Genomic DNA, 13,376 nt, shown 5'->3' with positions numbered 1-13,376 from the left:
GAATGAAAAAATCCCCCTACTCTGCCCAACGTGAACAAATTCTCGCGGAAGCCATCAGCCCGGTCGCCAGCGAATTGCGGCTCCTCGACGCGGCCGATCTGATTTCGCTGCTGCGCTTCGAGCGCTATGGCAATCTTGCCGACCTCGTGGCGTCGGCGGCCGAGCTTTATTTCCATCCGGGCACCGTCAATTTCGGCCTTGGGGGCGACTACAAGCTTGAATGGGGCGGGCCGGCGGAAGTCACCATCGACCTCGAAATCAAACCGCGCGGCGTCACCGTCTATGCCAAGCTCGCGCTGGCCGAACATCATGCCGGCATCGAAATCAACCATATCGCCTTCGACAAAGCCTCGGCCGATCCGGACGAGAACACCGCGCTTCTCGCCCGCAGCCTGCGGGACGCCCGCTACGCGATCGGCGGAACGACGCGCGCAGCCTGAACAAGGCTCAAACCATCCCCACTTTCATGATGAAGGTCCGCTGAGGCATCTCGGCATTCGTGCGCGCTTCGGCTTTCAGTCAGGCGCGGAACCGCTCGCCTTTTGCTTTCTACAATTTCTGGAAGATCTTATCCGCTGGGAATAGCCGATAGCGGATAAGATGCTCTGGATCCAAAGAAGCGCTTTAGCTGATGTAACCGAAACGGATAGCTTTTGCGATTGCCTGAATGCGGTTGACGCTGTCGAGCTTGATCGTCGCTGAACCGAGATAGGCGTTGACGGTGTGCACCGACAGCCCCAGCTTTTCGGCTATTTCCTCGCTGATCCGGCCATCACCTGCAAGCTGCAGGCAGGCGATCTCGCGTTCGCTCAGCGCTTCGGCGGCCGGCGACCGCCGCTCGTCGAGCGACAGGAGATCCATCATGATCTGGCAGCTACGGCCATGCAGCTCGACGATCATATCGCTCGTCAGATCCATGAATTTTGCGGCGAACACGACATAGCCGTTGCCGACCGATCCCAGGCGCACCGGAAAGGCGACGCCGGCAAAAGGCAGGAGATGCGGTTTCAGGCGCTGGGTGAACGAGGCAAAATCGGGCGTCTCGGCGGTGCTGTCGCTATCACGGCCGTTCCACATCAGCGGCAGCAGCGACTTTTCGATATGCTCGATCATCGCCTCGCCATAGGCTTCGACAAAGGCCTTGTTGAGGACGGTATTGGTCGAGCCCCAATTTTCCAGCTCGCAGACTAGGCGCTGCTTGCTCGGCAGGCCGGAGCCGCTGAGGCGATATACTGCAAAATTCTGCGCGTCGATCAGCTTCTGCATCGACACAAGCTTCGGGAAGAGATCAGAACGGCTGGATATCCGATGCGAACGGCCGAGCCTTCCTTCGCTTGGCGTGTCCGTCGTCCTAACCGGCTGATATCGCATTCATCGGGCTTTCAAACGAGGTTGTTTCTGACAGCAAAGGCGATCGCTTCCGATCGCGTCTTGGTCGCGGTCTTCCGCATGACGCTGGTGATATAGTTGTTGATGGTGTTGCGCGAGATGCCGAGGATCATGGCGATCTCGTCGCTTGTCTTGCCTTCGGCAATCCAGAACAAGCATTCCAGCTCACGCTCGGTGAGATCGAAATCGCGCTCGGACTTGCCTTCCACGCAGCGCGTGAAGCTCGCGAAGTAACCCGACAGCAATCCGGCGTCACGCAGCCGCTCCGGCGACAGCAACAGACCATCATGGGCAAGCAGCATCAGCGAGAAGCGCGTGCGGCCAACATTGAAGGTCAGCGAGCAATATTGGCGGCTGACGCCTTCCGGCAGCTCGACATCATCCGGCAGGAACGCAAAATTCGGCTGGAACAGCGACATGCATTTCTCAAGCTCGCCCGTGCGGCCGTAGCCGCTCGTGAGCTCGGAAGCAAGACGGCGAACAAGATCGAAGGGCCAATCGGAGGACACGACGAAGTCGAGACCGCTTTCCTGGATCAGGTCGCAGCGGGCCAGAAGATAGTGGGAGGCGCCGACATAATCCGTCAACACGCGCAGGCCAGATTGGAGATAGGCAGGGCCGGCAATGGCGCTCAACTGCTGAACGAGTTGATCGCGCGACATGGCATTGGCGGACGCGGCCAATCGCACATCCTTGTCGCCTTTGCTCCCCTGCAATATCTGCACGTCCATTTTTTGCATTTCCTGCCGCTGTTAGGCGCTCTAACGCCAACGAGAGCATTGCTCGGTCTGGACCCGGCGCATAACCTCGAAGACGGCATCGATCTTCGCAAAGGCATCTGCACCAACTCAACTTATTACTCCGCCCCATACGATTCCATACGGACGTATGACGCGATAAGCGCGCTAATATATAAATTCGATTTCGGCAAGCGCATGCGAATCGCCCAAATCGCAATCAACCAACTATAGACTGATTTCTCCGCGTGCTGGCATCTCCAAATTCGCTGAATTCACCAAACACGGATCTCATGGTCTGATTCGCGCCGCTTCGACGCAACTCCGAATAGGTATGATGATTGTAAGTCGATTCTTTCTACCCAGCAACGAAATTTCCGACCAGGAAATGTCTTGCCAACAGGTTCGGTCACTCGATTTCGGTACGCATACGTGAAGCAAATATTTGCGAAAACCCAGAGTTGGCACGATCAAGCGGCGTTCTTTCCGATGACATGAAAAGACCGGGAATATCTCCCGGTCTTTTCATCAGGCAGCGTTGTCGACGGCCCATTTTCTGAGGATCTTCGCGGCGCGTTCCTCGCTGATTTCCACCATGCGCGAGAGGCGGCGTTCCGGCCCTTCCTTGACGCGGCGGTTGAAGGTGCCGCCGTCTTCGCCCATCGTCAGCAGATCGTCGGTGCTGTCGAAGCCGAAGTCCGAGCCAAAGCCGTCCATCAGGGCGGCACCCGGCCCGCCGACGGCGGGAGCGAAATCCGGCAGTTCCAGGCCCGCCGCTTCCGGCAGAGCCGCGCCACCGGCCACACCGCCGCCGAGCGAGCGGATCAGCGGACGGAAGCCCATCCAGACGATGAGGAAGGCAACCGCGACGAAGGCAGCCGAGTTGATGATGCCAGCCATGTTACGGCTCAGCATATCCATGATGTTGAAGCTGGAAGAGGTGTCCTCGAGCAGTTGATTGTCGAGGAAGTCCATCGCATTGACGGTCACCACGTCGCCGCGGGTGGTGTCGACGCCGGCAGCGGTCGCGACAATCTTCTGCATCTCGGCGATATAGGCGTCGACCTTCGCCTGATCGGCCGGCTGACCGACCATCTGGGCGATGCGGCCCTTGTTGACCACCACGGCCACCGAGAGCTTCTCGACCCTGTAGCTGTTGCGGGTCGTCGCGGTCGTCTTGCTGTTGATTTCGTAGTTGGTCTGTTCTTCGCGCTTGTCGGACTGGTCGTTCGATGTCGGTCCGCTGCCACCGGACTGCGGGGCAGCCTGCGGAATGTTTTGCTCAACGGTCGCTGCCGTATCCGACTGGCGCTGCTGCGATTTCTGCGCTTCCTTGGTGGTGCGAACCGAGCGCTCGACCTTCGAATCCGGATCGTAGGTGGTTTCCTGCACCTGCTGGCTATCGGTATTGAGCTGCGCCGTCACGCTGGAGCGGAAATTGTCCATGCCGAGAAATGGAGCAAGCGCCTTGTTGATGTTCGATTCGACCTCGTCCTGAACATTCTGCACGATGCCGAGATTGCGGTTCAGCGCGCCATTGCCGGGATCGTCACCCGAGGCGAGCAATTGGCCGGTGGAATCGAGGATCGTAACATCGTCGACTTCCAGGCCTGGAACGGCAGAGGCAACGAGATGGCGGATGGCCTGGGCCGCTTTGCGCCCCGCTTCGGCGTTCGCCCGGATCATGACCGAGGCCGTCGGCTTCTGGTCCGCTTTGCGGAAGTTGCCGACATCCTGCATGACAATGTGGACGCGTGCCGCGCTAATGCCGGTGATCGAGGTGATCGTGCGGGAGATTTCGCCTTCGAGCGCACGCACGCGGGTCACTTCCTGCATGAAGGAGGTCAGACCGAGAGAGCCGACATTGTCGAAGAGTTCGTAGCCGGCGGTGGTGCTGTTCGGCAGGCCGCGCTCGGCGAGAAGCAGGCGCGCCTTGCCGGTCATGCCCGCCGGCACGGTGAGGCTGGTGCCGTCCGTACCCACCTGGAAACCGATGTTGGCTTCGGCAAGCGCAATGCTGATCTGGTTCAGATCGGTTGCATCCAGGCCCACATAGAGCGTTTCCTGGGCAGGCTTATTGACGTAGAGGGCTGCAAACAGAATCAGCGCCATGGAAACGACGCCGACGCCCGCCATGATCAGCAGGCGTGTCCTCCCCAGGTTCTGCAGATTCCTGAACAAGGGAACTAATTGATTTAACAGATTCATTCTGTTCTCGCACGATTCGTCAAAGACCTGATGGCTTTGTGCCCTGCAGCGAAGATAGAAATCGAAACTTGTGCGAGCGTTTCGTCCCGGGCAGGAAAAATGAAGAACTCGAAAAATTTATCCGAGATAATATAAGAAAAACAATATCAGGCGCCGGCGCTCCGATCAGAAGAAATCGAAGTCGCCGGCGGCCTTGGCCAAGGGTTGGGAATGTCCATGGCGACCGCCGCCGCCGAGAGCTTTCTGCATTTCGGCGAGCTTCACCAGGCTCAGGGCCGTCGCAACATCGACCATCCAGCCATCCGGTATGTCGCCGGTGATGGTGTCGATGAACTCGGCAATGCCCCGCGTCTTCTGCACGGCGAGATCGATGCCCTGCATGACCTTCATAGAGTCGGGCGATTCCAGCACGTTGACGCCGCTGAGATCGAGCAGTTGCGGTTCGATGCGCTCGATCAGGTAGGCGACGTCGTGCAATTCCGAGACTATGCGCATGAGGATGGCTGGGAGAGCTTCCTGCATGGCGATTGGTTCGGGACGCGGAATGGTGGTCATGAGGTAGTCCTCGTTGATCAGAAAAATTCGATCGTGTTGTCGACCGGCTTCGGGGCGGCAACGGGGCGCTGTTCCAGAGCCACGGTCTTCTGCGTTTCGGCGCCGGTCAACGGGTATTGCCGGGCGCGGCCGGAGATCGGCCAATATTCGATCTTGCGTCCATGCTCGCCGCCGGTGCTGGAGCCGACGACCGGAATGCCTTCATCCCGCAGGAACTGCATAGCGAAGGCAGCGTTCTGTTCGCCGACATTGGAGAAGGTGGCAATCGTCTTCGCACCGCCAAAGATCTTCGCCTCCAGCCGGTCACGACGCGCGCCCTGCTTCAGGAGGCCGTTGATCAGAAGCTCCATCAGGTGCACGCCGTAACGCGTCGCATCACCACCACTCGTCGGCGAAGCAGCCGTTCCCGGCAGCAGAAAATGATTCATGCCGCCGACGCCCGCAATCGGATCACGCAAGCATGCCGCCACGCACGAGCCGAGAATGGTCGACAGCACCACGTCCGGGTCGTTGATGACCTTGTACTCGCCCTGAATGATGTGCACGCGACGGGCAGCACCCTCGACGATCATTTCAATGCTCCGAACACGGCCTCGATCGCCGCTTTCATCTTTTCAATGGTGAAGGGCTTGGCGAGAACGTTGTTGGCGCCGAGCTGGGCGGCCTTCTGCACCAACGCACGGTCGCCCTGCGCCGTCAGGATGATGAAGGCCGCTTTCTTCGTCGTCGGATTGGTGCGCACGGCCTGCAAGAGGCCGAGACCATCCATCTTCGGCATGTTGAAGTCGGAGATCACCAGATGATGTGGTTGCTGCTCCATGATCTTCATGCCCTGCTCGCCGTCACCGGCAGCAGTGATTTGCTTGAAACCTAGTTGCGTCAGCGCGTCGCTCAACAACAGACGACTGGTGACCTGATCGTCGACGATCAGAACTTTGATTTTCTCCGCTAGAGACATTATTCGCTCCCTTCCTTGCGGGCGGCTGTTACTTTCAAAATTTCCTCGCCAATGGCGTTCAGCGGAAACTGCTGCTCGACTGCACCCAACTCGAACGCAACCCTCGGCATTCCGTAGACCACGCAGGTCTTTTCGTTCTGACCGATGGTGCGTGCGCCGGCATGGCGCATCTTCAGAAGGCCGGCGGCGCCGTCGCGCCCCATGCCGGTCAGGATCACGCCGACCGCGTTGCGGCCGGCGAGCTCGGCGACTGAATCGAAGAGCACATCGACGGATGGACGATGGCCGTTGACAGGTCCGCGGTCGACCAGGCGGCAATGGGGTGCCGATGTATTGGCGACCTGCAAATGCCGATCGCCGCCGGGCGCCAGGTAGATCTTGCCGATTTCCAGCCGCGCACCATCGGTCGCCTCCTGCACCACGGGTGCGCAGAGGCGGTTGAGCCGTTCGGCAAAACTGCGGGTAAAGCTTGGCGGCATGTGTTGGGTGATGACGGTCGGCGGGCAATTGGCCGGGAATTTCTGCAGGACCGCGATCAATGCCTCGACGCCGCCGGTGGACGAACCGATCGCGACAATCTTGCGGCCGACGCGGAAATCCGCGGTCGCCGGCGGCTGTGTATTGTTGGCGGCAGGCTTGCTATATTGCCGCTGCGAACGGGCGGCCGCCTTCACCTTTTCCGCCAGATCGCCGAAAGGACGCGGCTCGCCGGGAGCAGGTTTGCCGACGCAATCAAACGCGCCGATTTCAAGGGCCGTCAGGGTCGCCTCGGCGCCGCGATGCGTCATGGTCGATACCATGATGACCGGCATGGGCCTCAGCGTCATGATCTTTTCGAGAAAATCGAGGCCGTTCATGTTCGGCATCTCGATATCGAGCGTCACGACGTCCGGATTGAGTGCCTTGATCGCCGCACGCGCTTCCATCGCGTCGCCGGCCTGACCGATGACGTCGACCTCCGGATCGGAGCTCAGAACGGCGGTAATCAGGCCGCGCATGGTTGCGGAGTCGTCGACAACAAGAACACGGGCGGGAGCGCTCATGCTTTCCTCCCGGTGGAATTGGCAATGCGGCGATAGGTGGTAATGCCAATATTGTCGAAGACGTGCTTGGCCTCGCCGGAGACGCGCTCGGAATGGCCGATATAGAGATGGCCGTTCTCCGGCAGCAGGCCGGCGAAGCGCGACCAGATCTTCGTCTGCGTCGGCTCGTCGAAATAGATGACGACGTTGCGGCAGAAGATGACGTCGAACAGGCCCTTGAACGGCCATTGCGCCATCAGGTTCAGCTCGTTGAAGGTGATCAGCCGCTTGACGCGATCGTCGATCTGGAACTTGCGGCGCCCCTGGACCTCGACTTCCTGGAACCATTGCTTGCGCATGGCGGGCGAAACCGTCTCGAGCGACGTCTCGTCATAGGCACCCGCGCGAGCAAGGCCGAGGATCTTCGGATCAATGTCCGTTGCCAGAATCTTGAAATCGAGCTCGGCGACGTTCGGCAGCAGTGACAGAACCGTGAGCGCGATGGAATAGGGCTCCTGTCCGTCGGAACAGGCAGCCGACCAGATGCGAACGCGACCGCCACTCTTGGCGCGCGCCAGAAGGCCGGGGAGAACCTCGTCGCGCAGATGATCGAAATGATGGTTCTCGCGGAAGAAGCGGGTGAAATTCGTCGTCAGATGCGACAGCATCTCGCGCCGCGCCGCCGCGCCCGCCGGCGAGGAGACCAGTTGGCAATAATCGCGAAAGCCCGGCAAACCCAGCGCGCGGATATGTTTCGACAGCCGCGAATAGACCAGCGAGGCTTTGGTCTCGTTGAGAGAAATCCCGGCGTCCGAGTAGATCATGGCGGCAATTTCAGAGAGATCGCGCCGTGTCAGCGGATATTCGCCGCTGGCCAGCACCTCGTCCGGGGATGCCCTGAAATCTGTCGCTCCCATAATGCTCATGCAGCTTCGCTTTCGCTGTCCGGGAACAGGGTTTCGAGTTCGATAAGGCAGATCATGCGGCGGTCGATCGCCAGGATGCCGCGTGCAAACTGCCGCTCATAATCGGAAGAGATTTCCGGTGTCGGCTGAATATTGTCGTCGGTGACCGTCAGAATATCGGACACGGCGTCGACCAGCAGGCCGACGACCTTACGCTTGACCTGCGCCACGATGATCACATGACGCGCGGTCGGCTCGGCGCGCTTCATGCCGAGGCGGGCCGAGAGATCGACGATCGGCAAGACAGCGCCGCGCAGGTTGATAATGCCAAGGACATGGGCTGGCGCATGCGGCATGGCCGTCGCCGGCGTCCAGCCGCGGATTTCACGGACCGACATGATATCGACGCAGAATTCCTGATCGCCGATGCGAAAGGCGATCAGCTCACGGGCACCCTGGGTCAGGTTCTTGACGGCATATGACATAGGCTCAACCCGCCGCTGCGTACGATATTTCAGCCTTCAGCGACTGCCCGCGGGAGGCGCCGACCACGGCATCAACGTCGAGGATGAGAGCAACGCGCCCATCGCCAAGGATCGTTGCTGCGGCAATGCCGGGCACGTGCGTGTAGTTCGCTTCGAGGCTCTTGATGACCACCTGGCGCTGGCCCTGGATGGCATCGACCATCAGAGCACGCTGTCCGCCGCCTTCCGATTCCACCAGCAGCGCAACACCGTCGACCGGATTGGCCTGCGTGGCGCGGAAGTTCAGGATGCGGCCGACATCGACCAGCGGGCAGAAGCTGTTGCGGATCGAGATCAGGCGGTGGTTGGCGCCGAAGGAGTGGATGGCGGAAGCCTCGGGCTGCAAGGTTTCGACGATCGCCGTCAGCGGCACGACCAGGGTCTGGCCGGCGACCGTCACCACCATGCCGTCGAGGACGGCCAGCGTCAGCGGCAGGCTCATGGTGAAGACCGAGCCGTGTCCGGGCTTGGAGCTGATATTGATGCGGCCGCCGAGCGCCTGGATCGAGCGCTTGACCACGTCCATGCCGACGCCGCGGCCGGAAATGTCGGAGATCTTATCGGCCGTCGAGAAGCCCGGCAGGAAGATCAGGTTGTCGATCTCTTCGTCCGAAAGGTTGGCATCGGCGGGGATGAGATCGTTGTCGATCGCCTTCTGACGCACCTTTTCGCGGTTGATGCCGGCGCCGTCGTCGGCGAGTTCGATCAGGATGCGGCCGGAACGATGTTTTGCCGTCAGGCGAACCGTGCCTTCCCGGTTCTTGCCGAGCGCCGTGCGCTTTTCCGGCGTTTCAACGCCGTGGTCGACGGCATTGCGGATCATATGGGTCAGCGGCTCGGCCAGCTTGTCGATGACCGTCTTGTCGACTTCGGTGTTTTCACCCTCGGTGATCAGGCGGATCGACTTGCCGGTCATGTCGGCGATTTCACGGACGATACGCGACATGCGCTGGAAGACCGGCTTCACCGGCTGGGCGCGGATCGCCATGACGCTGTCCTGGATCTCGCGTGTGAGCTGCTGCAGCTCCTCGAGGCCCATATTGATGGAGGACGCGCCATTGTTATCGTTCTCGATGACGCTCTGCGAGAGCATCGCCTGGTTGATGACAAGCTCGCCGACGAGGTTGATCAGCCGGTCGACGCGATCGAGATCGACGCGGATGGTCTGCCCGGCGCCAGCGGCGGCATTGTTCTGCGCGGCGGCGTTGGCAGCGGCAGCGGCGGCGGCTGCCGCTGCTTCCTTCTTTTCGACACGAGCGGCGGCAGCGGCAAGCTGCGTGACATTGCTGGCCGTTTCAGCGGCGGCAACAGCGGCAGCGGCATCGCTTTTCGGTTTCGGCGCTTCGGCAGTTTCCACAGCCGGCTCGTCACCGTCCAGAGCGGAGAGATCGAAGGGCACGGGGATCATCGGCAGCTCTTCATCACCGCCGACAGGCGAGGCAGCGTCTTCGATCAGCCGGATATCCAGCTCGCAATCCCATTCGGCGAATTCGAAGACCGTGCGGATAGCGTCTTCGCCCTTGTCCGTCTTGACCGAGATCGTCCACTTGAAATACGCGCCTTCGGGGTCGAGCTGATCGAGGCCCGGCAGGGCGTCCATATTGCAATGAATGCTCATTTCGCCGACGCGCGTGAGATCGCGCAGCAGCAGCGTGGCATCGTTGCCCTTGGCGTAGAGGTCGGAGCGCGGCTTGAAGCTGACTTCGTATTCCGGCATGCCCGCAGACGCTTCGTCGCCACCGAAATCATCGTCGAAGCTGAAGGGGATCGGCTGAAAACCGCTGTCATCCGTGGGAGCGGGTGCGGCTTTGACAGGAGCAGGCGCCGGTGCGGGCGCTGCCGCCTTCACGGGCTTCGGCGCAGCTTCAGCGGCTGACGGTGCCGAGGGCAATTCGCCATGGGCCAACGCTTCCAGTTCCTTGACCAGGCCCCTGCTACGGGCCTGATCGACACTGCCGCCGTCACGGGCGGCGTTGGTCAGGTCCGCCAGAACGTCGGCGGCCTTGAGCATGACCTTCAGGACATCCTGGGTCGGCTCCAGCTTGTTGGATCGAACGCAATCGAGCGTGGTCTCGAAGACATGGGCAAAGGCGACAAGGTCATCCAGACCAAAGGCCCCTGCCCCACCCTTGATGGAATGAACGGCACGGAAGACAGCGTTGACGGTTTCCGGATCCCGGTCGCCATCATTCATTTTCAGGAGACCGGATTCCAGTTCGGCGAGCTGCTCTTCGCACTCCTGGAAGAAAATCTCTTTGATTTCGTTCATATCCATAGGAACAGATCCTGTTTAAGCGGTTACACGCTCGATGGCATCGATCAGCTTGGCGGGATCGAAGGGCTTGACGATCCAGCCCGTCGCCCCGGCCTGACGGGCACGGTTCTTCTTTTCGGCGTCGCTTTCGGTCGTCAGCACCAGGATCGGGATGGCCCGGTACCGGTCGTTGCGACGGACGCCCTCAATGAAGCCGAAACCATCGAGGCGCGGCATGTTGATGTCCGTGACGATGACGTCGGGATTGGCTTCTTCCAAAACCTCGAGACCCTCGACGCCGTCTTCGGCCTGAATGGTCTCGAAGCCGGCATTGTTGAGGGTGACGAGAAGCATGTTTCGAATGGTCCGTGAATCATCCACGGTCAGTACTTTTTTCTTCATTGCCGGATCTCCTTGGCAAGCAGGTGATCGATGTCGACGCCGATCAACTGCATCGTTTTTTGAAATGCATCCGACACCTTCGAAAAGGTGAAGGACAGCTTGTCTTCATCCCAAGTCTTGGCGGCTGCCATGATGACCTGGACGCACAAGGCGCCGATCCTCTCGACGCCGGATGCGTCGATCACGACATTGCTGCCGCGCAGCCCCACCAACTTGCCGCGAAGCGTCGAGGCTTCATTGAGGTCCAGCACCGCAGCCAGACTGATTGTCTTTTCGCCCTTCCTGCTCGGCATCGCTTTATTCCTTGTTGCCTAAAATCGGGTCCCACAGCCCGCATGCGCATAAAATAGAGATGTCAGTAAACATTCCGTTCGCCTCCAAGCCCGGCCCTGCGAAGCGGAAATTCGAATTCGGCAGCACTGCCCTCGTCACGCCCGGCAGCCCCTTCGTCGCGCCAGGCGATCGGCAAGCGTTGCGCTGCGGTCACCGGCCGCGGCACAGCCGCGTGGCGGCGCTCGCGCTCGAGGCGGAACTCGCGGATCGTCTGACCAAGTTCGAGGATGACGGTATGAAGATGATCGGCGCCTTCGTTCGAGCGACGGGCGAGGCTTTCGGTGGCAGCGGCGCGTTCGCCGAAGCCACCGATATCCGTCGTCACCGTACGCAGACCGGCTGCCTGTTCATCGGTGGCGGCTGCGATGCCGGAGATAGCGTCGTTAATATCGGTCACCTGGCGGACGATGCCGCCGATCGCTTCCTGCGTGCGGCCGACCATCTGCACGCCGGCATCGACCTGCGCCTTGGTGCCTGTCACCAGCACCTTGATCTCCCGGGCCGCATCGGCGGAGCGTTGGGCGAGCGCGCGGACTTCCTGGGCGACGACGGCAAAGCCGCGGCCGCTATCACCGGCGCGCGCGGCTTCGATACCGGCGTTGAGCGCCAAAAGATTGGTCTGGAAGGCGATCTCGTCGATGACACCGATGATCTGGCCGATCTTTTCCGCCGAAGTTTCGATATCGGCCATGGCGGAAATCGCCTGGCCGACGACCCGGCCACTGTCTTCGGCTGCAACACGGGTGGAGGCGGCGGCGCGCTCTGCTTTCCGGGTGCTCGCGGCATTGCTGCGAACCTGATCAGCCAGTTCGGCAAGCTGCCTTGCCGAGGCGGCAAGCCCCTGGGATTGCTCCATCGAATTCTGAGCGAGGGAGCGGGAATCGCGTGCGATGGCATCCGTCGCCGCATCGGCCGCCTGCACTCTGCCGGACAATGCCGCAAATTGCTGGTGGATATCGTCCAGGGCGGCATTCAGCGTCTGCGCCAGTTCGGCATAGGCTTCCGGACCATCGGCAGGCAAGCGGGAGGTCAGATCGCGTTCCGCGAGGCTGCTGATAACATCGGCGAAGAGGCCGGCGGCTTCGGCATGATCGGCGCTGCGCTGTTCGGCAAGCGCCCGCTGATGGTTGAGCCGCAGCTCGTTGAAGCGCAGCGATACGGCGATTTCGACATCGACCATGACGAGGCGGACGGCGGCGGTGATAAGCTCGCTCAGCTCGCGGGCTCGGCGCTTGGCGCTTGGCAGGATGGCGCGGCCGCCCATCTCACCGACGATACCGGCAAGGACATGCTCCAGAACCACGCCATGACCGGCGACGTGCCAGCGCGGGTCAAGCCCCATCTTGCTTTCGCTGTCGGAGAGAACCTTGACGCGTTCGGCATAGAGGCTGTCGAAACGGGCGTCCGTCAGCACACCCCAATGCGAGGATTGCAGGTCTTGCAGCCGTTCGAGCTGGCTTTCGCTCGTAAAATTGCGGGCGGCGTCCGGAAAAGTCTGGAGACGGTGGAAGAGATCGCGCAGGCCGGCTTTCAGATGCGCGTCCAGCATCGGCCGGTTGCGGCGCACGATTTCGCACTGCTCGGCATCGAGACCAGCAAAACGCAAGCGGTCGCGAAGGCTGCCCGCCTGCGCCCGTCCTGCCTGATCTGATGGCGAATCCTGCGCCAAAATCGTCCCCACCGAACTGCCGGGCGTAGACAACGCCGGCGAAACCACTGAATGATCCGGTTCAGATGCGATGAGGAGACGAGGAAAGGCGCACGCCGCCGCCGGTCCGCTATTGACCGGGACGCTGAAGCTCGCTCGTTCATCACAGTCTGTGTTCGGACCGTTTGATGACATGGATACCGGATCTGACCCGGTACGACGGGGCGGCTTCATGCCTGGTGAGAACGAGTGACAGTTTTCCCATTCCGACGTGCTAGTTCAATGTTTATGGTTAATTCCTTGCTTGAAGGTTAATAAGCCCCGTCCGCTATCCCGTTTTGATTTAAACTATTTCGGGTTCGAATTCTGTCGGCGGCCGTTTTGAGTAAAAAGCGAAGTAGCCGCAAGTCACAGGCAAGCTTCATGCTCTAATCCGGTAAG

14 protein-coding genes are annotated in these 13,376 nt (G+C 60.7%); 1 reads left to right on the top strand and 13 read right to left on the bottom strand.

The features are described from left to right. Positions 1–2 precede the first annotated feature (2 nt). Positions 3–440 carry a hypothetical protein gene (locus N2601_RS01065; RefSeq protein WP_104821987.1) on the top strand — a complete coding sequence of 146 codons (438 nt, stop codon included), beginning with the start codon at positions 3–5 and terminating at the stop codon, positions 438–440. A 184-nt stretch (positions 441–624) separates the two neighbouring features. On the opposite strand, the gene visR is transcribed toward N2601_RS01065, so the two are convergent. The 13 genes from visR to N2601_RS01000 all read right to left on the bottom strand — a co-directional run bounded on the left by visR (position 625) and on the right by N2601_RS01000 (position 12,956). Further along, positions 625–1,371: a transcriptional regulator VisR gene (gene visR, locus N2601_RS01060; RefSeq protein WP_104821986.1), complete on the bottom strand. Its 747-nt coding sequence runs from the start codon at positions 1,369–1,371 to the stop codon at positions 625–627. Between the two features lie 11 nt (positions 1,372–1,382). Next, positions 1,383–2,120 (bottom strand): transcriptional regulator VisN, encoded by a 738-nt coding sequence (gene visN / locus N2601_RS01055; protein WP_104821985.1) that lies wholly within the window; start codon positions 2,118–2,120, stop codon positions 1,383–1,385. 534 nt (positions 2,121–2,654) lie between these two features. Then, entirely contained in the window at positions 2,655–4,334 is a 1,680-nt protein-coding gene (gene fliF, locus N2601_RS01050; RefSeq protein ID WP_104821983.1) for a flagellar basal-body MS-ring/collar protein FliF, read from the bottom strand. A 165-nt stretch (positions 4,335–4,499) separates the two neighbouring features. After that, positions 4,500–4,889, bottom strand: coding sequence for a chemotaxis protein CheT (gene cheT / locus N2601_RS01045; protein WP_104821982.1), 390 nt, complete (start codon positions 4,887–4,889; stop codon positions 4,500–4,502). A gap of 17 nt (positions 4,890–4,906) precedes the next feature. Further along, positions 4,907–5,461: a chemoreceptor glutamine deamidase CheD gene (cheD, locus tag N2601_RS01040; RefSeq protein WP_104821981.1), complete on the bottom strand. Its 555-nt coding sequence runs from the start codon at positions 5,459–5,461 to the stop codon at positions 4,907–4,909. After that, positions 5,458–5,847 carry a response regulator gene (locus tag N2601_RS01035; protein ID WP_004128537.1) on the bottom strand — a complete coding sequence of 130 codons (390 nt, stop codon included), beginning with the start codon at positions 5,845–5,847 and terminating at the stop codon, positions 5,458–5,460. Before N2601_RS01035 ends, cheD begins: the two co-directional genes overlap by 4 nt. Then, on the bottom strand, positions 5,847–6,890 hold the full coding sequence (cheB, locus tag N2601_RS01030) for a protein-glutamate O-methylesterase CheB (protein WP_104821980.1): 1,044 nt from the start codon (positions 6,888–6,890) through the stop codon (positions 5,847–5,849). Before cheB ends, N2601_RS01035 begins: the two co-directional genes overlap by 1 nt. Then, positions 6,887–7,795 carry a protein-glutamate O-methyltransferase CheR gene (gene cheR / locus N2601_RS01025; RefSeq protein WP_104821979.1) on the bottom strand — a complete coding sequence of 303 codons (909 nt, stop codon included), beginning with the start codon at positions 7,793–7,795 and terminating at the stop codon, positions 6,887–6,889. The genes cheB and cheR overlap by 4 nt, the downstream gene beginning before the upstream one ends. Next, positions 7,792–8,259 carry a chemotaxis protein CheW gene (locus N2601_RS01020; RefSeq protein WP_104821978.1) on the bottom strand — a complete coding sequence of 156 codons (468 nt, stop codon included), beginning with the start codon at positions 8,257–8,259 and terminating at the stop codon, positions 7,792–7,794. Before N2601_RS01020 ends, cheR begins: the two co-directional genes overlap by 4 nt. A 4-nt stretch (positions 8,260–8,263) precedes the next feature. Further along, positions 8,264–10,573, bottom strand: a complete 2,310-nt coding sequence (locus tag N2601_RS01015) for a chemotaxis protein CheA (RefSeq protein ID WP_104821977.1) — start codon at positions 10,571–10,573, stop codon at positions 8,264–8,266. A gap of 15 nt (positions 10,574–10,588) precedes the next feature. After that, positions 10,589–10,954 carry a chemotaxis response regulator CheY1 gene (cheY1, locus tag N2601_RS01010; RefSeq protein ID WP_104821976.1) on the bottom strand — a complete coding sequence of 122 codons (366 nt, stop codon included), beginning with the start codon at positions 10,952–10,954 and terminating at the stop codon, positions 10,589–10,591. Then, complete coding sequence (locus N2601_RS01005) at positions 10,951–11,247, bottom strand: STAS domain-containing protein (protein ID WP_028751176.1); 297 nt, start codon at positions 11,245–11,247, stop codon at positions 10,951–10,953. The genes cheY1 and N2601_RS01005 overlap by 4 nt, the downstream gene beginning before the upstream one ends. Positions 11,248–11,309: 62 nt before the next feature. Next, positions 11,310–12,956: a globin-coupled sensor protein gene (locus N2601_RS01000; protein ID WP_260303345.1), complete on the bottom strand. Its 1,647-nt coding sequence runs from the start codon at positions 12,954–12,956 to the stop codon at positions 11,310–11,312. Positions 12,957–13,376 lie beyond the last annotated feature (420 nt).

Source organism: Rhizobium sp. CB3060 (assembly GCF_025200735.1).
In the GTDB taxonomy this organism is placed as follows: domain Bacteria; phylum Pseudomonadota; class Alphaproteobacteria; order Rhizobiales; family Rhizobiaceae; genus Rhizobium.
Note: the sequence above shows the minus strand (reverse complement) of the source record. Positions and strands in the feature narration are given on the sequence as shown.